At 71.1% G+C, this 20,691-nt stretch carries 16 protein-coding genes; 7 read left to right on the top strand and 9 right to left on the bottom strand.

Annotation, left to right across the window (positions count from 1 at the left end; all coding sequences use genetic code 11):
* The first annotated feature begins 46 nt into the window (after window positions 1–46).
* From Tchl_RS03475 to cysN, 6 genes are read left to right on the top strand one after another with little or no spacing between them, the layout of a single operon-like run.
* Window positions 47–1,729: a nitrite/sulfite reductase gene (locus Tchl_RS03475; RefSeq protein ID WP_075147168.1), complete on the top strand. Its 1,683-nt coding sequence runs from the start codon at window positions 47–49 to the stop codon at window positions 1,727–1,729.
* Window positions 1,722–2,276 carry a DUF934 domain-containing protein gene (locus Tchl_RS03470; RefSeq protein WP_075147167.1) on the top strand — a complete coding sequence of 185 codons (555 nt, stop codon included), beginning with the start codon at window positions 1,722–1,724 and terminating at the stop codon, window positions 2,274–2,276. Before Tchl_RS03475 ends, Tchl_RS03470 begins: the two co-directional genes overlap by 8 nt.
* Window positions 2,273–3,043: a phosphoadenylyl-sulfate reductase gene (locus Tchl_RS03465; RefSeq protein ID WP_075147166.1), complete on the top strand. Its 771-nt coding sequence runs from the start codon at window positions 2,273–2,275 to the stop codon at window positions 3,041–3,043. The genes Tchl_RS03470 and Tchl_RS03465 overlap by 4 nt, the downstream gene beginning before the upstream one ends.
* A 2-nt stretch (window positions 3,044–3,045) precedes the next feature.
* Complete coding sequence (locus Tchl_RS17915) at window positions 3,046–3,198, top strand: hypothetical protein (RefSeq protein WP_198158982.1); 153 nt, start codon at window positions 3,046–3,048, stop codon at window positions 3,196–3,198.
* A gap of 7 nt (window positions 3,199–3,205) precedes the next feature.
* Window positions 3,206–4,120: a sulfate adenylyltransferase subunit CysD gene (gene cysD / locus Tchl_RS03460; protein WP_075147165.1), complete on the top strand. Its 915-nt coding sequence runs from the start codon at window positions 3,206–3,208 to the stop codon at window positions 4,118–4,120.
* A 38-nt stretch (window positions 4,121–4,158) separates the two neighbouring features.
* Window positions 4,159–5,439 (top strand): sulfate adenylyltransferase subunit CysN, encoded by a 1,281-nt coding sequence (cysN, locus tag Tchl_RS03455; protein ID WP_075147164.1) that lies wholly within the window; start codon window positions 4,159–4,161, stop codon window positions 5,437–5,439.
* 85 nt (window positions 5,440–5,524) lie between these two features.
* Here cysN and Tchl_RS03450 read toward each other — a convergent pair whose 3' ends face one another.
* The 9 genes from Tchl_RS03450 to Tchl_RS03410 all read right to left on the bottom strand — a co-directional run bounded on the left by Tchl_RS03450 (window position 5,525) and on the right by Tchl_RS03410 (window position 18,112).
* Complete coding sequence (locus tag Tchl_RS03450; RefSeq protein ID WP_075147163.1) at window positions 5,525–6,100, bottom strand: TMEM165/GDT1 family protein; 576 nt, start codon at window positions 6,098–6,100, stop codon at window positions 5,525–5,527.
* Window positions 6,101–6,118: 18 nt separating this feature from the next.
* Complete coding sequence (locus Tchl_RS03445; RefSeq protein ID WP_075147162.1) at window positions 6,119–8,773, bottom strand: sensor domain-containing protein; 2,655 nt, start codon at window positions 8,771–8,773, stop codon at window positions 6,119–6,121.
* Between the two features lie 67 nt (window positions 8,774–8,840).
* Entirely contained in the window at window positions 8,841–11,960 is a 3,120-nt protein-coding gene (locus tag Tchl_RS03440; RefSeq protein WP_075147161.1) for an efflux RND transporter permease subunit, read from the bottom strand.
* A gap of 10 nt (window positions 11,961–11,970) precedes the next feature.
* Window positions 11,971–12,960 (bottom strand): efflux RND transporter periplasmic adaptor subunit, encoded by a 990-nt coding sequence (locus Tchl_RS03435; RefSeq protein ID WP_075147160.1) that lies wholly within the window; start codon window positions 12,958–12,960, stop codon window positions 11,971–11,973.
* A gap of 76 nt (window positions 12,961–13,036) precedes the next feature.
* Window positions 13,037–13,951, bottom strand: coding sequence for an adenylate/guanylate cyclase domain-containing protein (locus Tchl_RS03430; protein WP_075147159.1), 915 nt, complete (start codon window positions 13,949–13,951; stop codon window positions 13,037–13,039).
* A gap of 173 nt (window positions 13,952–14,124) precedes the next feature.
* Window positions 14,125–15,024 carry a ribose-phosphate diphosphokinase gene (locus Tchl_RS03425; RefSeq protein ID WP_075147158.1) on the bottom strand — a complete coding sequence of 300 codons (900 nt, stop codon included), beginning with the start codon at window positions 15,022–15,024 and terminating at the stop codon, window positions 14,125–14,127.
* A gap of 76 nt (window positions 15,025–15,100) precedes the next feature.
* Window positions 15,101–16,681, bottom strand: coding sequence for a thymidine phosphorylase family protein (locus Tchl_RS03420; RefSeq protein WP_075147157.1), 1,581 nt, complete (start codon window positions 16,679–16,681; stop codon window positions 15,101–15,103).
* A gap of 126 nt (window positions 16,682–16,807) precedes the next feature.
* The gene (locus tag Tchl_RS03415; protein WP_232311647.1) at window positions 16,808–17,545 is read right to left on the bottom strand and encodes an SDR family oxidoreductase; all 738 of its coding nucleotides are present in this window, start codon (window positions 17,543–17,545) and stop codon (window positions 16,808–16,810) included.
* Between the two features lie 105 nt (window positions 17,546–17,650).
* Window positions 17,651–18,112 carry a CopD family protein gene (locus Tchl_RS03410; protein WP_075147155.1) on the bottom strand — a complete coding sequence of 154 codons (462 nt, stop codon included), beginning with the start codon at window positions 18,110–18,112 and terminating at the stop codon, window positions 17,651–17,653.
* Window positions 18,113–18,473: 361 nt separating this feature from the next.
* On the opposite strand from Tchl_RS03410, the gene Tchl_RS03405 reads away from it, so the two are divergent.
* A complete protein-coding gene (locus Tchl_RS03405) occupies window positions 18,474–20,615 on the top strand; it encodes an alkaline phosphatase D family protein (RefSeq protein ID WP_198158981.1) in 2,142 nt (713 codons plus the stop codon).
* Window positions 20,616–20,691: the final 76 nt, after the last annotated feature.

The following is a 20,691-nucleotide window of genomic DNA, read 5'->3' as shown; positions in this document are numbered from 1 at the left end:
TGCAACGAATCCCGCCATTCCCTACGGACCCGACGAGAGAGACACCATGTACCAGTACGACGAATACGACCAGCGCCTCCTGGACGAGCGGGTCGCCCAGTTCCGCGATCAGACCCAGCGCTATTTCGCCGGCGAACTGAGCGACGACGAGTTCCGCCCGCTGCGCCTGCAGAACGGACTGTACATCCAGCGCCACGCGCCGATGTACCGCATCTCGGTGCCCTACGGCAACCTCGCCAGCCGCCAGTTGCGCATGCTCGCCCACCTCGCGCGCACCTACGACCGCGGCTACGCCCACTTCACCACGCGCACCAACGTCCAGTTCAACTGGTCGCCGCTCGAAGCCATTCCCGAAATGCACGCCCAGCTCGCCAGCGTGCAGATGCATTCCAACCAGACCTCGGGCAACGACATCCGCAACATCACCGCCGATCCGTTCGCCGGCGTCGCCGCCGACGAGATCGCCGACCCCCGCCCGTTCGCCGAGATCCTGCGCCAGTGGTCGACCTACAACCCGGAGTTCGCCTACCTCCCGCGCAAGTTCAAGATCGCCTTCAACAGCGCGCGCGAAGACCGCGTCGTCCTCCGCGTCTATGACATCGGCCTCGACCTGATCAAGAACGGCGCCGGCGAACTGGGCTTCCGGGTGCTGGTCGGCGGCGGCCTCGGGCGCACCCCGATCCTCGGCGAGGAAATCGCCGCATTCGTGCCGTGGCCGCAGCTGATCACCTACTGCGAGGCGATCCTGCGCGTCTATAACCGCTACGGCCGGCGCGACAACGCCTGGAAAGCGCGGATCAAGATCCTGGTGAAGGCGCTCGGCGTCGACGAATTCCGCCGCCTGGTCGAGGACGAATGGGCCCCGCTCAAGGACGGCCCCAACACCCTGACCGAAGCCGAGCTCGCGCGCGTCGCCGCGCACTTCGCTCCGCCGCCGTATGAGGCCCTGCCCGCCCAGGACGCCGCCTTCGATGAACTGCTCGCCGCCAACAAGGCCTTCGCCGCCTGGGTGAAGCGCAACGTGCGCACCCACCGCCAACCCGGCTACACCTCGGTGGTCCTGTCGCTGAAGAAGACCGGCATCGCTCCGGGCGACGTCAGCGCCGAGCAGATGGACCTCATCGCCGATCTCGCCGACCGCTTCAGCTTCGGCGAAGCGCGCATGACCCACGAGCAGAACGTGGCGCTCGCCGACGTCCGCCAGGCCGACCTGTTCGCGCTGTGGCAGCTCGCCCGCGAGGCCGGGCTGGCGACGCCCAACATCGGCCTGCTGACCGACATCATCTGCTGCCCCGGGGGCGACTTCTGTGCGCTCGCCAACGCCCGCTCGATTCCGATCGCGGCGGCGATCCAGCAGCGCTTCAACGACCTCGACTACCTCCATGACATCGGCGAGATCGACATCAACATCTCCGGCTGCATGAACTCCTGCGGCCACCACCACGTCGGCCACATCGGCATCCTCGGCGTCGACAAGAACAACCAGGAGTGGTACCAGATCACCATCGGCGGCACCCAGGGCAACGCCACCGCGCTCGGCAAGGTGATCGGCCCGTCGTTCGCCCACGACGAAGTGGTCGGCGTCATCGAGCAGCTGATCCAGACCTATCTCGAACTGCGTCATGCAGACGAGCGCTTCATCGACACCGTCCAACGCCTCGGCATCGACCCCTTCAAGGACCGCGTCTATGCCGAGCGCCAGCCGCAAAGGAACCCCGCCCATGTCTGACAAGCTCATCAAGAACGGCCGCATCGTCACCGACGAGCACCGGCTCGTCGTTCTCGCCGAAGGCGAAGCCGCAGCCGACATCGCCGTGCCCGCCGGTCCGGTGCTGGTGCCGCTGGCGGTGTGGCAGGCGCGCCGCGACGCGCTGCTGGCGCGCGCGCAAGGCGGCGAGCTGGGGGTCTGGCTGGCCGCCGGCGAGGACGTCGCCGCGCTCGCCGACGACCTCGACACCCTGACCGTGATCGCCCTCCAGTTCCCGAAATTCACCGACGGCCGCAGCTACTCGGCCGCCACCGCGCTGCGCACCCGCTACGGCTACCGCGGCGAACTGCGCGCGATCGGCGAAGTGCTGCGCGACCAGTTCAACTACCTCACCCGCTGCGGTTTCGACGCCCTGCAGCCGCGCCCCGGGCGCTACACCGACGAACAGCTCGCCGCCGCGCTCGCCAGCATCGGCGACTTCAGCCAGCCCTACCAGCGCTCGGTACAGGATCCGCTGCCGCTGTTCCGCCGCGTCGAACGCAGCACGCCGCCCCAGGTGCAACGGTGAGCGGCGCCGTCTCCGCGCTGCGCCCGCCCGCGGCCAACCCGGCCACCCGCCCGCAGCTGAGCGCCGAGCTGCGTGCCGCGGTCGACGCCAAGGCCGCCGTTGCGCTGCAGTTCCTGCGTGAGGCGGTGGCCGAATTCGGCACCGGCGGCGAACTCACTTTCGCCAACAGCTTCGGCGCCGAAGACATGGTGCTGAGCGACCTGATCCTCGCCAACGCGCTGCCGATCGAGATCTTCTCGCTCGACACCGGGCGCCTGCCGGCCGAGACCTACACCCTGATCGGCGAAGTCGAGCGGCGCTATGGCACGAAGCTGAAGATCTATTTCCCCGACGCCGGCGCGGTCGAGAACTACGTCCGCAGCCACGGCATCAACGCCTTCTACGACTCGGTCGAGCTGCGCAAGGCGTGCTGCGGGGTGCGCAAGATGGAACCGCTGCGCCGCGCCCTGGCGGGCAAGAAGGCCTGGATCACCGGCCTGCGCGCAGCGCAATCGGTGACCCGCAGCGGCCTGCCGGTGCGCGAATTCGACGCCGCCAACGGCCTCGACAAGCTCAACCCGCTGTCGGACTGGAGCGAGACCGAGGTCTGGGCCTATATCCGCATCCACGACCTTCCCTACAATGCACTCCACGACCAGTTCTACCCCAGCATCGGCTGCGCCCCGTGCACCCGCGCCATCGCCCTCGGCGAGGACGTGCGCGCCGGGCGCTGGTGGTGGGAAGATCCGGCCAGCAAGGAATGCGGCCTTCACGTGAAGAAGGGCTGACCATGCACGGCAAGCATCCCGCCCGCACGCCCCACGGCGCGGTCGTCGGCGCCGACCGGCGCAGCCTGCAGCAGCGCCTCGCCGCCTTCCACGCCGGGCTGCGGGCCGCCCTGCGCGCCTTGCGCTCACACCCGATCAAGCATCCGCAACGGTAACCACATCATGTCCACGCTGACCAAACAGACGCTCACCCATCTCGACTGGCTCGAAGCCGAAGCCATCCACATCCTGCGCGAAGTTGCCGGCCAGTGCGCCAACCCGGTGCTGCTGTTCTCCGGCGGCAAGGATTCGATCTGCCTGCTGCGCCTGGCCGAGAAGGCCTTCCGCCCGGGGCGCTTCCCTTTCCCGCTGATGCACATCGACACCGGCCACAACTATCGGGAAGTGACCGACTTCCGCGACAAGCGCGCGTCTGAACTGGGCGAGCGCCTGATCGTGCGCTCGGTGGAAGACTCGATGGCGCGCGGCACGGTGGTGCTCAAGCACGCACTGGAGAGCCGCAACAAGCACCAGTCGGTAACCCTGCTCGAAGCGATCGAGGAGTTCGGCTTCGATGCCTGCATCGGCGGCGCGCGGCGCGACGAGGAAAAGGCGCGGGCGAAGGAGCGGATCATGAGTTTCCGCGACGAGTTCGGCCAGTGGGACCCGAAGAACCAGCGCCCCGAGCTGTGGAACCTGTACAACGCGCGCAGCCACAAGGGCGAGAACATCCGCGCCTTCCCGATCAGCAACTGGACCGAACTCGACGTCTGGCAATACATCGAGCGCGAGCAGCTCGAGTTGCCGTCGATCTACTTCGCCCACGTGCGCCCGGTGGTGAGGAAGAACGGCCTGCTGCAGCCGGTGACCGAGGTCACCCCGGCGAAGGACGGCGACGTGGTGGAAAACATCCGGGTGCGCTTTCGCACCGTCGGCGACATCACCTGCACCGCGCCGGTCGAATCCGACGCCGACACGGTGGACAAGATCCTCGCCGAAACCGCGACCACCACGATCACCGAGCGCGGCGCGACGCGGATGGACGACCAGACCTCCGAAGCGTCGATGGAGCAGCGCAAGAAAGAAGGCTACTTCTGACCCGCGACCGAACACAGAGAATTGAAGGAATCATGACCATGTCCGCCCCTGAACACCTGCCCGAGATCGACAACGGCCTGCTGCGCTTCCTCACCTGCGGCAGCGTCGACGACGGCAAGAGCACCCTGATCGGGCGCCTGCTGTTCGACACCAAGACCATCCTCGCCGACACCCTCAACGCGATCGAGAAGACCTCAGCCAAGCGCGGCATGAGCGCGGTCGACCTGTCGCTGCTCACCGACGGCCTGCAGGCCGAGCGCGAGCAGGGCATCACCATCGACGTCGCCTACCGCTACTTCTCCACCGGCCGACGCAAGTACATCATCGCCGACGCCCCGGGGCACGAGCAGTACACGCGCAACATGGTGACCGCGGCGTCCACCGCCAACCTCGCGATCATCCTGATCGACGCCCGCCGCGGCGTGCTCACCCAGACCCGCCGCCACTCGTATCTGGCGAGCCTGGTCGGCATCCCGCACCTGGTGGTGGCGGTGAACAAGATGGACCTCGTCGACTACGACCAGGCGGTGTTCGAGCGCATCAAGGCCGACTACCTCGCCTTCGCCGGAAAACTCGGCATCAAGGACGTGCGCTTCATCCCGATCTCGGCGCTGGCCGGCGACATGATCGTCGACCGCGGCGAGCGCCTGTCCTGGTACGACGGCCCGACGCTGCTCGACATCCTCGAGAACGCCCCCGCCGCCCACACCGAGCAGGCCGAGGATTTCCGCTTCCCGGTGCAGTTCGTGTGCCGTCCGCAGGACTCGGCCAACCCTGCGCTGCACGACTACCGCGGCTTCATGGGTCGGGTCGAATCGGGCGAGATCGCCGTCGGCGACGCCGTCACCGTGCTGCCTTCGGGCGCCAGCAGCCGGGTGAAGGCGATCGAACTCGGCGCCGCCGCACTGCCGCGCGCGATCCACGAGCAGTCGGTGACCCTGCTGCTGGAAGACGAGATCGACATCTCGCGCGGCGACCTCATCGTCAAGTCGGCCGAAGCGCCGGAGCCGGTCAAGCAGATCGACGCCACCGTGTGCTGGCTCGCCGAGGCGCCGCTGTCGCCGGCGCGCACCTACCTCGTGCGCCACACCACCCGCGAAGTGAAGGCCAAGCTGGCGAAGATCGACTACCGGCTCGACGTCAACACCCTCGAGCACGAAGCCGCCAGCGGCCTGGCAATGAACGACATCGCCCGCGTCACCCTCAAGCTTGCGCAGCCGATCGTCGCCGACCGCTACGCCGACAACCGTGCCACCGGCGCCTTCATCATCATCGACGAGAGCACCAACAACACCGTCGGCGCCGGCATGATCGGCTAGAGGCTTCACACCGCGCCCGGGCCGGGCGTCACGGGGTCGCCGGCCGTCCGGGCGGCCCCGTTTTTCATGTGCCCCCGCGGCACGCTCAGAACCCCAGCGCGGCCCCGGCGCCGAACAGGGTCGCGACCCCGAGCACAGCGAAGAGCGCGGCGGCGATCCCATGCACCAGCTTCACCGGCATGCGCTGGGCGATGCGCTCGCCGAGCAGCACCGCCGGCACGTTGGCGATCATCATCCCCAGCGTGGTCCCGGCCACCACCGCGACCAGGGCCTGGTACTGCGCCGCCAGCGCCACCGTCGCCACCTGGGTCTTGTCGCCCATCTCGGCAAGGAAGAACGCCACCAGCGTGGCGCCGAACACGCCCAGCCGCGGCAGCCGGGCATCGTCCTCGTCGAGCTTGTCCGGGATCAGCGTCCACAGCGCCATCGCGATGAAGGACAGCCCGAGCACCCAGCGCAGGGCCTGCGGCCCGAGCAGCGTGGTCAGCCAGCTTCCGAGCGCGGCGGCGAAGGCATGGTTGGCCACGGTCGCGGCGAAGATGCCGAGCACGATCGGCCACGGGCGGCGGAACTTGGCGGCGAGCAGAAAGGCGAGGAGCTGGGTCTTGTCACCGATTTCGGCGAGCGCGACGATGGCGGTGGAAACGAGAAAGGCATTCATTCGAGCGGAGCGAGTTCATCATGGGGCGCGGTATTGTGCCTCGAACTGCGCGGCCGTCATCGGTCGGGCGAAATGATACCCCTGGACCATGTCGCAGCCGCGCTCGGCCAGAAAGCGCAGCTGCGCCTCGCTCTCCACCCCTTCGGCCACCGTCCTGATCCTCAGGATGCGGCCAAGCTCGATGACCAGGTTCACGATCGCCGCGTCCTCCGGGTCGGTGGCGATATCGCGCACGAACGCCTGGTCGATCTTCAGCTTGTCGATCGGGAAGCGGCGCAGGTAGGCGAGGCTGGAAAAACCGGTGCCGAAGTCGTCGATCGCCAGGCTCACCCCCAGCGCCTTCAGCCGGCGCAGGCGCTCGAGGGTACCCCCCCCGCTGTCCTGCACCAGGACCGACTCGGTCAGCTCCAGTTCGAGCTGTGCCGCCGGCAGGCCGCTCTCGGCCAGCACCCGCTCGAGCAGCTCCACCGGGTCGCTGCGGCGGAACTGCAGGGCCGAAAGGTTGACCGCCACCGGCACCGCAAAGCCTGTCCGGCGCCAGCTCTCGGCCTGGCGACAGGCCTCGCGCAGCGCCCATTCGCCGACCGGCACGATCAGCCCGCTTTCCTCGGCGACGGGAATGAAACGCGCCGGCGACACCTGCCCGAGCTCGGCGCTGTTCCAGCGCAGCAAGGCCTCGGCACAGGCCAGCTCGCCCGAGACCAGGTCGAACTGGGGCTGGTAGTGCAGGCACAGCTCGCCGCGCTCGGCGGCGCCGTGCAGCAGGCTCTGGATCTGCAGCCGCTCGCGGGCCTCGGCGTTCATGTGCTCGGTGAAGAAGCGGTAGGCGTTCCGCCCCGCTTCCTTGGCGTGGTACATCGCGGTGTCGGCTTTCAGCAGCAGGGTGTCGAAGTCGGCGCCATCGTCGGGATAGAGCGCGATCCCGATCGAAAAGCTGCACGCCAGCGCATGGCCATCGACCTCGAAGCCGGGCGCCATCGCCTCCAGGATGTCGGTGGCGATGCGTGACACGCTGTCGAGCTCGCTCAGTGCGGTGAGCACGATCAGGAACTCGTCCCCGCCCTGGCGGCTGACCGTGTCGCTGCGCCGCACGCAGCTCTCGAGCCGGGCCGCCACCGACTGCAGCAGCCTGTCGCCGACGCCGTGGCCGAGGGTGTCGTTGATGTTCTTGAAGTGATCGAGGTCGAGGAACATCAGCGCCACCCGCTGCTGCGCACGCGCCGCCAGCGCCAGCGCCTGTTCCAGGCGGTCGCGCGCCAGCATCCGGTTGGGCAGCCCGGTGAGCACGTCGTGGTGGGCGAGGTAGGCGAGCCGGGCCTCGATCGCCTTGCGCTCGCCGATGTCGGCAAAAATCACGATGTAGTGAGTCAGGGCGCCCCCCTCGTCGCGCACCGCGCTCGCCACCAGCCAGGCCGGATACGGCGTATCGTCGTGCCGCCGGCTGCGCACCTCGCCCTGCCAGTGGCCGTGCGCCTCGACCGCGGCCCAGATCCCGGCGAGCGTGCCGGCGTCGTCGCCGGCCTCGCCGCACAGGAAGGTGGGCTCGCGCCCGAGCACCTCCGCCTCGGCATGGCCGCTGATGCGGCTGAACGCGCGGTTGGCGGCGATCACCCGGTGCCCGGCATCGACGATCAGGATCGCCTCGCCGCTGTTTTCGAACACCTGGGCGGCCAGGCGCAGCTGCTCGCGCGCTTCGGCCTGTGCCCGCAGGTCGATGTCGATGCAGTACATCTCCCGGCCGCCGCGCGCATTGCGCAGCATCGTGTGGCTCGAGAACACCGGGACGCGGCTGCCGTCCTTGGCGAGCATTTCGATCTCGCCGGCCGGAATCGGCCGCCCGCCCTCGACCCAGGCGCGATGCAGGCGCCGCACCTCGGCACGCATCTCCGGGGGCACGATCAGTTCGTCGAAACAGCGCCCGAGCGCCTCGTCCCGGGAATAGCCGTACAGCCCCTCGCTCGCCGCGTTCCAGAACAGCACCCGGCGGTTTTCATCGTAGCCCTGCACGGCGATGTGCTCGACGTCCTCGAACAGCGCACGGAAGCGCTGCTCGCTGCTCTTCAGGTCGGTGATCTCGCGCACCACCGCGAGCACATCGTCCCCGCTTTCCGCCCCCGCTTCGCTCGTCATCGGCGACAGCCGGGCGCTGAACCAGCGCCGCTGGCCGTCGTAGGACAGCGCGTAGTCGATGGTCTGCGCCTGCCCCCCGGCGCGCACCGCCGCCAGCGCGGCGAGGTAGGCTGCGCCCACTTGCGCGGGCAGGCCGATCTTGTCCACCGGATGGCCGCGGAACGCCGACGGCGGAACGAACAGCAGCGGATGGTCCGCCGGATAGTGGTCGACGATGCGGTTGTCGGCGTCGAACACGAACACCAGGTCGTCCATCGACGCCAGAATCAGCTTCAGGCGCCCGGCCAGGCGGCGCGCGCGCGCGTTCGAGGCTTCGAGCGCGCGGAACTGCGCCAGCAGCAGCGCGAACAGCAGGCCGGCGGTGACGGCGACGAAAAACCACCCTTTCCAGGTCTGGAGCGGGGCCTGGCGCTCCGGCTCGCTCACCAGCCGTACCAGCCAGGCGTCGGAAAACACAATCCACAGACCCGCGCCGAGCGCATAGGCGAGCACCACCAGCAGCGCTCTGCGGGCGGGAGGATGGCGGCGGGCGGGCTTGCTCATATCGACAGATCCTGATTGCTCTGGAGCCAGCATGCACGCTTGCGCACGTCGGCCGCGAGGAAATGGTTCACGTCGGATGCCCGGAATGTAACAGCCTGCCCGCCCGCGCCGACCCCCCCGCGCCCCGCATCGCCATCCGATACACCAGCGGCACCGCGAACAGCGTCAGCACCGTGGAGAACCCCAGCCCCCAGACGATGCTCGCCGCCACCGGCCCCCACATCAACGATTTTCCTCCCAGCCCCGCCGCGAGCGAGAACAGGCCGCCGATGGTGGTGGTGGAGGTGATCAGGATCGGCACCACCCGCCGCCGTCCGGCGTAGATCGCGGCGTGCTGCACGCTCATCCCGGCGGCGCGGCGCTCGTTGGCGGCATCGATCAGCACGATCGCCGAGTTGACCGCGATCCCGGTCAGGGCGATGACCCCGTACAGCGTATACAGCGACAACGGGTTGCCCGACAGCAGCAGCCCGAACACCACCCCGGTAAACGCCAGCGGCACCGTCAGCAGGATGATGAAGGGCTGCCAGTAGCTGCGGAACTGGGTGGCGAGGATCAGGTAGATCAGGCCCAGGCCGAGGACGAAGAGCTTGCCCATCGCATCGAGGCTTTCCTCGATGTCCTCGAGCTCGCCGGAGAAGTCGAGCTCGACCCCGGGATGCTGTGGCCCGAGTCGCGCCCAGGCCGCCTTCAGGCGGTCGTTGGCCGCCACGGTGTCGAGCTGGCTGCGGTCGAGCTCGGCCTCGACGGTGATCGCGCGGGTGAGCTGGTAGTGGCGGATGTAGCCCTTCGACAGGCGCAGCTCACGGTCGAGCAGCTCGCCGAGCTGGACGCTGCCGCCGCCGGCCAGCGGCACCGTACGCTGCAGCAGCGCGGTGACGTCGGCGAAGGTCTCGGGGCGGGCGCGCACCACCACTTCCACCTTCTCCCCGGCGTCGCGGGTGGTGGCGACGACTTCGCCTTCGCCGTACAGGCGCAGCAGGCGCGTCACTTCGGCCGGAGCGACACCGGCGCGGGCAAGCTTCTCGCGGTTGAGCAGCAGGCGCATCTCGTCGCGCCCGGGAACGTCGTCGTCGGTCAGGTCGCGGACCCCGGGCAGGCGCGCCACTTCGGCGCGCAGCGCATCGGCCGCGGCGCGCAGCCGGGCGTAATCGTCGGACTTCAGCTTCACCGACACCGGCTTCGCCGTCGGCGGCCCGCCCTTCACTTCGAGGAAGGCGTAGCGCGCCTCGCCCTGCAGCGCAGCGACCAGCGGACGCACGGCGGCGACGATCTCGCCGGTGTCGCGCATTCCGTCCGCGCGCGGCAGCAGGGAGACCAGCACCTGGCCGTACTGGTCGCCATACACCGGCTCGGTATCGGTGAACTTGAGCCCGGCGTAGCTGGTGATCGCGCGCAGCCCGGCGCCGTCGAGCGCCTTCTCCAGCACCGCGGCGGCACGCTCGGCAGCGGCCAGGGTGCGCTCGGGAGGGGTGCCGGCGGGCATGTCGACGCTGACGTAGAACAGGCGCTTCGAATCGAAGGCGAAGAACTGGATCTTCACCAGCCCACCCGCCACCGCGCCCCCCGCCACCGCCATCACCAGCACCAGCACGCCCAGCCCGAGGCGTGGCCGGCGCAGCACGCCGACCAGGGCGCGGGCGTACTTCACCCGCAGCGCGTGGGTGAAGCGCTCGCGCAGCGCCTGCGCCCGGGTGCGCCGGCGGGCGAGCTGCAGGCGCAGGCCGAGGACGTGCGCGGGCAGGATCCAGAACGCCTCGAACAGGCTCACCAGCAGGCCGACGGTGACCACGAACGGCACCACGAACATGAACTTGCCGAGGATGCCGGGGAGCAGCATCAGCGGCAGGAAGGCGGCGATCGTGGTCAGCACCGCGCTCAGCACCGGCAGGCCCACTTCGCCCACGCCCCCGATCACCGCCGCGGCCGGCGCCTCGCCGCGCTGCAAGCGGTAGTAAATCGCCTCCACCACCACCACCGCGTCATCGACCAGCATGCCGAGCGCAATGACCACGCCGAGCAGCACGGTCAGGTTCAGGGTCGAGCCGATCAGGTCGGCGGCGATGAAGGTGCCGGCGAGCGCGAACGGCACCCCCAGCCCGACCAGCAGCGCCAGGCGCGAGCCGAGGAAGACCCAGCACATCCCCAGCACCGCGGCGAGGCCGAACAGCGCGTTCGTCTCCATCACCCCGATCGCCTGGCGGGTGGCATGGGTCTGGTCGTCGACCAGCGTCAGCTGCAGCCCCTCGCCGGCAAGCAGCGGATTGCGCTCGGCGGCGAAGCCGTGCAGGCGCTCGACCAGCGCCAAGGTGTTGGTCCCGACCTGCTTGGTGATCGACAGCATCACCGCCGGCCGCCCGTGGTAGCTGACCAGCTGGTCGGCGCGCTCGTGGCCGCGCACCACCGCCGCCACCTCATCCACCGCCACCCGCCCGGCGGGGGTCACCACCGCCACCTGCGCCAGCGTCTCGGGGTCGGGGGTCTTGCCCTCGAGACGCACCAGCCACTCGCGGTCCGCCACCCGCACCCGGCCGGCGAGGGTGTTGCGGAACCAGGCCGCCACTCCGTCGGCGAGCGCGACCGGCGACAGCCCCGCTGCGGCCACCTGTACCGGATCGAAATCGACCTGCAGCTGCGGCTCGTCGAAGCCGGCGGCGATCACCTGGTCGACCCCGGCGAGGCCTTCGAGCGCCTTCTTCATCGTGAACGCGGCGCGCCGCAACGGCTCCCCGCCCGCCCCGTGGAGCACCAGGATCGCGGTCGGAAAGCCGTTCGAGCTGGTGATCTCGACCACCACCGGGTCCTTCGCCTCGGCCGGCAGCTCGGCCGCCGCCTTGTTCTGGATTTCGCGGCGCAAGTCGTTGACGCGCTTGTCGAACTGGCGCTCGGACAATTCCTCGAAGCGCACCAGGATCGAGGACACGCTCTCGCGGCTGGACGAGGACACGAAGCGGATGTCCTTGACCTGGCGGATCGCGTCTTCAAGCGGCCCGGTGAGCTCGCGCTCGACGTCCTCGGCCGACGCCCCGGGCAGGCTGGTGACGATACTGACCCAGTTGAAGTTGATCTCCGGGTCCTGCGCCCGCGGCATCGTCAGATAGCTCAGCAGCCCGCCGAGCAGCACCATGATGAAGGTGATGTTGGCGAGCGGCGCGTTGCCGATCAGGCGCGCGTAGAGGGACTTCATCACGCGCTGTTCACGGCGCCGCCTTCACTGCGGGCGCGGCGCGCTCGAGGGCGAAGCGGCCCTCGTCGATGAGCGCGGTAGCGGGCGGCCAGTCCACCGCCACCGGGCGGCCGGCCTGCGCTTCGGGGAGGGCAACGAAGAGCGGCCGGCCGTCGCGCTCGACCCAGGCCCCGAGCACGCCGTCGCGCTGCTGCACGTAGGCCGGCGGCAGGTGGGGCTGCGCGCTGCGCCAGCGCAGCTCGCCGGCAAGACCGGGCGGCAACGCGGCATCGGCGGCGAACACGGCTTCGCGCACCTGGCCCGCGGCCTCGAGCAGCGGCGACACCCGCAACAGGCGCAGCGCATGGCTGCCGCCGCCGGCTTCCAGGGTCCATTCGGCGGCGGCGAGCAGGCTGTCGATCCGCCCCGCCGGCACCTGCGCGCGCACTTCGGCATCGGCGCTGGCGGTGAAGCGCAGCAGCGGCGTGCCGGGCGCGGCCAGATCGCCGACGCCGGCCAGGCGCGCGCGCACCACCCCAGCGAAGGGGGCGCGGACCACGCAGCGCGCGAGCGCCAGCTCGGCCCCCGCCAGGGCGGCCGCGGCGGCGGCACGCTCGCTTTGCAGCACGCCGAGCTCGGTCTCGCGGATGCGCAGGCCATCGGCGCTGATGAAACCGCGCGCGGCCAGCGCGCGCGCCTGCTCGAGCTGGGCGCGGGCGAGGCCGATGCGGCGCTCGACGAGGACGAGCTGGGCCCGGCTGCGCTCGCGCTCGATGCGATAGGCGGCGTCATCCAGGCGCGCCAGTTCGGCGCCGCGCGCGGCGGCCTCGCCTTCGCGCAGCGGCAGGGCGACGACCCGCGCCGCCACTTCGGCCGCGAGGCTCGCCTCTTCGCGCGGGTGCACCGCGGCCGGAGCGCGGAACTCGGGGTAGAGGGCGATTGCCGACAGCGGGCGGCTGCTCCAGTCCTGGGCGAAGACGAACAGCGGCCACAAGGCCAGCAGGGCGGTGAGAAGCTTCATCGGGGCAGCAGGCGCAGGATCGGGAAGTGGGCGGAGGGGCAGCGAGCGCTCGGGAAGCGGAGGAACGGCGGCCCGTTCAGCGCTCATCGATGACGCGGAAGCCGAGCGTCGGCGCGGTAAAGTCGTCCGGCGCCGTGCCGAGGAAGATTTCGCCCTCGCCGTGCAGCGTGCATCGTTCGCGGCGCAACTGCACCGGCGCCGCGGCACCGGAAAAATGCACCCAGCTGCCGTTGCTGCTGAAGTCGGTGAGGACGCACTGCTCGCCGGCCCATTCGATGCGCGCATGGCGTCGCGACACGCGCGGATCGTCCACCGCGAAGCCCGCGCCTTCGCCGCGACCGATGATCAGCGGGCCGTCGCCGGGGTGCAGCTCGATATGCTGGTCGAGGCGGCCGAGGTCGATGCGCTGCAGCGGGCGCACGCCGTCGAGCAGCTCGCGGTAGTCGAGCAGGCTCGCCAGGGTGGTTTCGGCGGTACGCGCGAAGTCCACCCGCCATACCCGCAGCGGCTCGGCCTTGCCCTTCAGGGTGATGCGATCGAGGCTGTGGCAGGCCAGGCGCAGGCCCTCGGGCAGGCTGCCGAACACCGGCTCGCCGATCAGGACTTCACCGGCCTGGGCGCGGTCGCACAGGCGCGCGGCGACGTTGACCGGATCGCCGTAGCAGTCGCCGTCGTATTCGACCACGGCACCGCGGTCGATGCCGGTCTTGACCCCCAGCGGGGCGCAGCGCAGCTCGACGGTGGCCAGCTCCTGCAGCACGTCCTGCATACGCGCGGTGGCCTGCACCGCGGCGATCGGGTCGTCGAACAGCACCAGCACGCCGTCGCCGAGAAACTTCACCACGTCGCCCCCGGCGGCGGCGAGGTGGCGGCCGAGGACGTGCGTGCACCGGGTGACGATCTGGGTCGCCACCACGTTGCCCGCCGACTCGAACAGACCGGTGCTTCCTGTCAGGTCGGCGAATACCACGGTCCTCGTCGATTGCTCCACACCGCCCCTCTTCTCTGGCTATCTGCCCGCCGCCCCGGCACGGCGGAGCACGCGGCTATCGCTGCATTGCGGGAATGCCCGATGCTAGCATTCCGGCCGCGGGCCGTCACCGCTCCATCCGAATGCGCTCGGCCCGAATGCCGCCACCCGAATGCCGCCGCCGGCCGCGGTGTTCAGCCCAGGTCGATCTCCCGCAGCGCGGCGGCGAGCATCGGCGCGACGCTCACCGCGTTGCTCGGATGGGCGATGCAGTCCGTGCTCCACACTTCGCCGACGCCGGCGGCATGGATCAGATCGAGCGCGCCGTCGGCGAACAGCGCATGGGTGACCGCGACATCGACCGAAGCCGCACCCGCGGCGCGCAGCCGCTCGGCGGCGCGCGCCAGGGTATGCCCGGAGCTGGCGACGTCGTCCACCAGCACCACCGCGCGTCCGGCCACCGGCGCCTGCGGCGGCAGTGCGATGTCGACCTCGCGGTCGCCACGCCGCGTCTTCGCGCACACCACCGCCTCCAGGCCGTGACGCCGCGCCGCCGCCTCCACCCACTGGCGGGACTCGGCATCCGGCCCCACCAGCAGCGGCCGGGCGCGCCGGGCGACGGCGAGCCCGGCGAGCAACGGCGCCCCGCACAGGGCAACGGCGTGGCGCACCGGCACCGCCTCGGCGAGGGTGGCGACGCGGTGCAGGTGGGGGTCGATGGTGATCACCGCCGCGAACAGCCCGGCGAGAAAATCGCCGACGATGCGCTGGCTCACCGCCTCGCCGTCGTGGAAGGCCGTGTCCTGGCGCATGTAGGCGAGATAGGGTGCGACCAGGCCCAGGCGGCGGGCACCCAGGGTCGTCGCCGTGCGCGCCGCCAGCAGCAGCTCGACCAGCTTGTCGTTGGGGCGGTGCAGGCCGCGGTACACCACCACCTGCGGCGGCAGCAGCGGCGGCAGGCGCAGGCGCAGTTCGTCGTCGGGAAAGCGGTGGCGCTCGATTGCCGCCGCCGCCAGCCCGGCATGCGCGGCCAGGCGCAGCGCGGGGCCGGCCTCGTCGTCGAAATACAGCAGCAAGGTCTCGGCAGTCGTCATCGCGGTCCCCGGAAAAACGTTGTTCGGTTCACGGCGGGTGGAGCACACCGTCCACCGCCCAAGGCACCCGGCAGGCTCAGAATTCCACGAACAGCAGCGGCATTTCGCCCGCTTCGCCCAGGCTGTAGCCCGAAGCGCGCTGCGCCGCCTGGCGGGCGAACTCGAGGTCGGCCGGGTAGTCGGCATGGACACGGTACAGGGCCTCGCCGCGGCGCACCGACTCGCCGAGTTTCTTCAGCAGGTCCACTCCCGCGCCCTGGACCTTGGGCGCACCGGCGAGGCGGGCGACGCGCGCGAGCTGGTGGTTGTCGATGCCGATGACCACACCATCGGCCTCGGCCTGGAGCTCGAAGCTCAGGCGCGCCAGCCGGGGCGCATTGTGGTCGAAGGGCTTCGCCCCCTGGGCGCGGATGATGGCGTCCATCTTCGCCAGCGCGCGCCCCGAGTCGAGGATGTCGCGGGCGATCGCAAAGCCGTCGCCGCCGCGCACGTCGGGGTCGAATTCGAGCATGCGCCCGGCCAGGCGCAGCGCCTTCTGGCGCAGGTCGTTGGGCGCGCGCGGGTCGTTCTCGAGTACGCGCATCACGTCGCGCGCTTCCAGCACCGGGCCGATGCCGTTGCCCACCGGCTGGCGGCCGTCGGTGATGACGACGTCGATCGCCAGGTTCATGCGCCCGGCGACGAACTCGAACAGCTTGCGCAGGCGCTGCGCCTCGGGCATCGAGCGCACCTTGGCGGTCGGCCCGACCGGGATGTCGAGGAGCAGGTGGGTGGAGCCGGCGGCGACTTTCTTCGACAGGATGGAGGCGACCATCTGTCCCGGCGAATCGATCGACAGCGGGCGCTCGACCGAAATCAGCACGTCGTCGGCCGGCGACAGGTGGGCGGTGCCGCCCCAGGCGAGGCAGCCGCGGTGGGCGCGGACGATGTCGGACAAGACCTCCATCGGCAGCTCGACGTTGGCCAGCACTTCCATGGTGTCGGCGGTGCCCGCCGGTGAGGTGATCGCGCGCGACGAGGTCTTCGGGCACAGCATGCCGTGGGCGGCGACGATCGGCACCACCAGCATCGAGGTGCGATTGCCGGGAATGCCGCCGATGCAGTGCTTGTCCACCACCGGGCGCTCGCGCCAGTCGAGACGGTGGCCGACCGCGGCCATCGCCTCGGTGAGGAACAGCACTTCCTCGCGGTCGAGCTCGCCCTGGTTGCTGGCAACGACGAAGGCGGTCAGCTCGATCTTGGAATAGCGGTGCTCGGCGATGTCGCGCACGATCGCGCGGAAGTCCTCGCGGCCGAGGCGCTCGCCAGCGATCTTGCGGTGCAGCGCGGGGATCGACGACGGCGGCTCGGCCTGCGCGACCATCGCCGGGTGGCCGTCGGCCACGCCCATCTGGGCGAAGGCGTCGATCGACAGGCCGATCTCGCCGCAGCCGACGATCGCCGGATCATCGACGACGTTGAGGGTGGCGAGGATGCGCCGGCCGTTGGCGCGCACTTCGACCTTGGCCAGGGCCTGGAAGCCCTCGGCGCGGTAGATCGCGCAGTCGCGGTGCAGGTAGGCGACATTCTCGCGGTAGGTGTCGACCGCGACCCGGCGCAGGGTGAGCGGAAAGGCGGTTTCGCCCTCGGCGGGCGGGGAAGGAAGGTCGGCATTCATGGCAGCAAGATTACACCCGCGGCGCCCCCGGGCCGCAACCCGCCCCGCCCCACGCCACCGGCCACCACGCTGCGGCGGGCCGTGCGGGCGCGGGCGTGCCCGCGGGAAAGCCTCCCCGCCCCCGGCTCAGCCGGTGAGTTCGCGCAGATCGGCCACCGGCTCGGCGCCGAAGCCGTCGTCGAGGAGGTAATCGACGAGGTGCATCGCGGCTTCTTCCGGCGCCACCAGGCCGCCGCTGCGCTGCATTTCGGCGAAGCGGTCGCGCAGTGGAAAGCGCGCCAGCGACGTGGCACGGATTTCGGCCTGCATGCCGGTGTCGAGCACGCCCGGCGCCAGGCTGCAGATGCGCAGCCCCGCCACGTCGTCGGCCGCCACCGCGCGCGCGTGGTGGTCGAGCGCGGCCTTGGTCGCGCAATACACGCTCCAGCCCGGATAGGGCTTGCGCGCGGCGCCGCTGGAGACGTGCAGCACGCGGCGGATGCAGGACGCCGGGGCGGCGGCGCACAGGGCGGCGCTCAGCATCAGCGGCGCGGCGACGTTGAGCGCCACCGCGCGCGCCACCGCGGCGGGGTCCTGCAGCGCGGGCGGGCCCATCGGCTGCAGGGTGCCGGCGTTGTTCACCAGCAGCGCGGTGCCGGCGTCGGCGAGCCAGTCGCGCAGCGCAGGGCCGTCCAGCCACGCGGCAAGCGCAGCAGGATCGGCGAGATCGAGCGCCGCCTCCTGCAGCCGGCCGGGGTGGCGCGCTGCCAGTGCCGGATTGGCATGGCGCGCGAGCCCCAGCACCGCGATCCCGCGTGCGAGCAGCTCGTCGGCAAGGGCGGCACCGAGGCCGCGGCTATGGCCGCTGACGATGGCCTTGATCATGTGCATTTCCTCCTCGTCGCGGCCAGCGCCGCACGCCACGCGCCCGCCGCCACGGGGCGGGGCGGGGCGTCACGGCGGCCCCCCCCACCGGGCTGCCGGCCGGCGTCAGCCGAACAGCTGCCCGGCGGTCGCGAGCGCGATCGTCAGCAGGCCGAGGACGAGGTTCGTCCCCACCAGCTGGCGGATGCGCCCGAGCGCAGCGCCGGCGCCTTTCCAGTCCGCAGCCTCCACCCCTCTGGCGAGGGCGGCATAGGGCACGAACACCACGTATACGAAGATCGCCATCATCGCCAGCCCGAGCAGCAGCATCAGGTGCTGGTTGAGCGGCGCCGCGGCAAAGCCCGCGCGCCCGACCAGCAGCAGGCCGCTGCCGAGCACCGCCGCCACCGCCGCCCACACCCAGGCGAAGAAGCGCGCCAGCACGCCGCGCCACAAGCGCAGCCGCGGCGGTGGCTCGAGCTGGCTGGCCGCTTCCGGGCGCAGGCACATGTAGGCGAAGAACATGCCGCCGACCCAGACCACGACACCGGCGATGTGCAGCAACAGCAAGAAGGGATCGAGCATCATGACTGCGGACTCCCGGGCTGACAGGTAAAGGGGATTGTGCCGCAAATGCGCCCCACGCGCGCACGTCGAAACGGCACATACGGGTTCGCCCGGGGTGCCGGGTACATACGCCCCGCGCGCGCATCGAAACCGCGGCGGCCCGCGCCCCTGCGCAAGGAGACGGCAAAACGGCGGCGGCGCCCCGGCTCCGATGGCGCAGCCGCGGTTCGAACTGGGCGATAATCGCCCCGCCCTTGCGCACATCCGCCCTGCCGCAAGCCACCCTCTGCGGGGCCGGCGCGAGGCGGCATTCTTCACCCTTCCGGCCCCTTTCGAGCCCCCCATCCCGCAGCCCGCAGCCCGCTCCCTGCCGCCCCGCCCCATGCCGACCTCCCCCAGCGCCCCGTCGACCGCCCCCGCCGCGCCCCTCGTCCTCGCCGGCCCGATCCTGCGCCGGCTCACCCCCGCGCGGCTGACGATCTGGCTCGCCCTGCGCACCCCGGCGCGCGTCCGCCTGAGCCTGGACGCCGGCGACGGCACCCCACGCCGCCACACCCTCGCGCCGGGCGAGGCCGGCTGCCGCCATCTCGCCGCCGGTGCCCGGCTGCATTACCTGCTGCTCGAGCTGGCGCTCGATCCCGCGCTGCCCACCGGCTGCTGGATCGGCTACGACCTGGCGCTGCAGCCCCTCGACGGCGACGAGCCGGTCTGGCAGGGCTGGCAGGACTGGGCGCCGGACCTGTGCTATCCGGGCAAAAGCTCGCCCGGCTTCGTCCTGATGCCCACGGTGCACGCCCTGCTTCACGGCTCCTGCCGCAGGCCGCACCACCTCGGCGGCGATGGCCTGGCCGCCGCCGACCGCCTGCTCGCACGCTGCATCGCCGCCGGCACCGACCGCCCCGCCTGCGCAGCGGCGCACGCGGCGGGCGGCACGGCCGGAGGCGGGGCACACGCCGGCGTCGCCCCAGACGGCCCCGACGAGGACGCTGCCGACACCGGCCACGCCGCACCCGCCGCGCCCCCGGGCCGGGACGCCGGCGCGGACGCGGGCGGCGACGCGCTCCCCGCCTGGCCCTCGGCGCTGGTGATGTCGGGCGACCAGATCTACGCTGACGACGTCGCCGGCCCCATGCTGCGCGCCATCCACCGCCTGATTGCCGCCCTCGGCCTGCCCGCCGAAGCCCTCCCCGGCACCGGCGACCCCGCCCTCGCCGAACCCGGCGCGCTGTATGCGCACCCGGCCGGCTACTACCGGCGCGAAGCCCTGCTACCGCGCCTGCCCCACCACCGCGCGCTGGTCGACATCCTGTTCGGCGGCGCGGAAAAGCCGGTGTTCACCACCGCGAACGCGCACAACCACCTGATCACCCTCGCCGAAGTGCTGGCGATGTACCTGCTGGTGTGGTCGCCCGTTCCCTGGCAGGGCCTGGAGATCGACCCGCCGCCCACGCTCGATGCCCGCGAGCGCGCGCTGTTCGCGCAGGAGCAGCGCGCGCTCGAAGCCTTCGTCGCCGAGCTGCCGGCGGTGCGCCGGGTGTTCGCCCACCTGCCGGTGGCGATGATCTTCGACGACCACGACATCACCGACGACTGGAACCTGAGCCGCGAGTGGGAGGAAACCGCCTACGGCCACGCCTTCTCGCGCCGCGTGCTGGGCAACGCGCTCGCCGCCTACCTGATCAACCAGGGCTGGGGCAACTGCCCCGAAGCCTTCCCCCCGGCGCTGCTCGACGCCCTCGCCGGCGCGCTGGCCGCGCCCGGCAGCGCGGCCCACGACGCCTGCATCGAGCAGCTGCAGGCCTTCGATGCCTGGCACTACGCATGGCCGACCACCCCGCCGCTGGTGGTGATCGACACCCGCACCCACCGCTGGCGCTCCGAACTCGCCGCCCGCCGCCCCTCCGGGCTGATGGACTGGGAAGCGCTGACCGACCTCCAGCACACCCTGCGTGGCCACCCCGCGGTGCTGCTGGTGTCGCCGGCGCCGATCTTCGGCGTCAAGCTGATCGAAGTGATCCAGCGCCTGTTCACCTGGCTCGGCCATCCGCTGCTGGTCGATGCGGAAAACTGGATGGCGCACCGCGGCGCGGCCCAGGCGATCCTCAACATCTTCCGCCACCGCAAGACGCCGCGGCACTTCGTCGTGCTCTCGGGCGACGTCCATTACTCCTTCGTCTATGACGTCGAGCTCCGCGGCCGGGTGCGCGGCCCGGACATCTGGCAGATCTGCAGCAGCGGCGTGCGCAACGAATTCCCCCCGCGCCTGCTCGCCGTGCTCGACCGCGCCAACCGCTGGCTGTATTCGCCGCGCTCGCCACTGAACTGGCTCACCCGCCGGCGCCGGATGCGGGTGATCCCGCGCACTCCGGAAGGCGCCGCGCCCGGGCGCCGCCTGCTCAACGGCAGCGGCATCGGCCTCGTCGAACTCGACGCCGACGGCGCGCCGTGGCGCATCCGCGAGCTCCTCGGCGACGGCCGCAGCGTGCGCTTCCTGCGCGCGGAAGCCGAGTCGCGCTGGGAGTAAGGCGCCCCGCCGGGGGCGTTCCCCGGCCGCAGCGCCGGATCGGACTTGGTCCCGCCCCCCGCCGGGGAGTACAGTC

This window comes from Thauera chlorobenzoica (genome assembly GCF_001922305.1).
GTDB lineage: Bacteria > Pseudomonadota > Gammaproteobacteria > Burkholderiales > Rhodocyclaceae > Thauera > Thauera chlorobenzoica.
Note: the sequence above shows the minus strand (reverse complement) of the source record. Positions and strands in the feature narration are given on the sequence as shown.

What these genes read in the sequence shown, in the direction of transcription:
- Tchl_RS17915 (WP_198158982.1), top strand. Translation starts at nt 3,046, where the DNA reads ATGCACGGCAAGCATCCCGCCCGCACGCCCCACGGCGCGGTCGTCGGC.
- Tchl_RS03420 (WP_075147157.1), bottom strand. Translation starts at nt 16,681, where the DNA reads ATGAATGCCGACCTTCCTTCCCCGCCCGCCGAGGGCGAAACCGCCTTT.
- Tchl_RS03470 (WP_075147167.1), top strand. Translation starts at nt 1,722, where the DNA reads ATGTCTGACAAGCTCATCAAGAACGGCCGCATCGTCACCGACGAGCAC.
- Tchl_RS03410 (WP_075147155.1), bottom strand. Translation starts at nt 18,112, where the DNA reads ATGATGCTCGATCCCTTCTTGCTGTTGCTGCACATCGCCGGTGTCGTG.
- Tchl_RS03435 (WP_075147160.1), bottom strand. Translation starts at nt 12,960, where the DNA reads ATGAAGCTTCTCACCGCCCTGCTGGCCTTGTGGCCGCTGTTCGTCTTC.
- cysN (WP_075147164.1), top strand. Translation starts at nt 4,159, where the DNA reads ATGTCCGCCCCTGAACACCTGCCCGAGATCGACAACGGCCTGCTGCGC.
- Tchl_RS03405 (WP_198158981.1), top strand. Translation starts at nt 18,474, where the DNA reads ATGCCGACCTCCCCCAGCGCCCCGTCGACCGCCCCCGCCGCGCCCCTC.
- Tchl_RS03450 (WP_075147163.1), bottom strand. Translation starts at nt 6,100, where the DNA reads ATGAATGCCTTTCTCGTTTCCACCGCCATCGTCGCGCTCGCCGAAATC.
- Tchl_RS03425 (WP_075147158.1), bottom strand. Translation starts at nt 15,024, where the DNA reads ATGACGACTGCCGAGACCTTGCTGCTGTATTTCGACGACGAGGCCGGC.
- Tchl_RS03440 (WP_075147161.1), bottom strand. Translation starts at nt 11,960, where the DNA reads ATGAAGTCCCTCTACGCGCGCCTGATCGGCAACGCGCCGCTCGCCAAC.
- Tchl_RS03415 (WP_232311647.1), bottom strand. Translation starts at nt 17,545, where the DNA reads ATGATCAAGGCCATCGTCAGCGGCCATAGCCGCGGCCTCGGTGCCGCC.
- cysD (WP_075147165.1), top strand. Translation starts at nt 3,206, where the DNA reads ATGTCCACGCTGACCAAACAGACGCTCACCCATCTCGACTGGCTCGAA.
- Tchl_RS03445 (WP_075147162.1), bottom strand. Translation starts at nt 8,773, where the DNA reads ATGAGCAAGCCCGCCCGCCGCCATCCTCCCGCCCGCAGAGCGCTGCTG.
- Tchl_RS03475 (WP_075147168.1), top strand. Translation starts at nt 47, where the DNA reads ATGTACCAGTACGACGAATACGACCAGCGCCTCCTGGACGAGCGGGTC.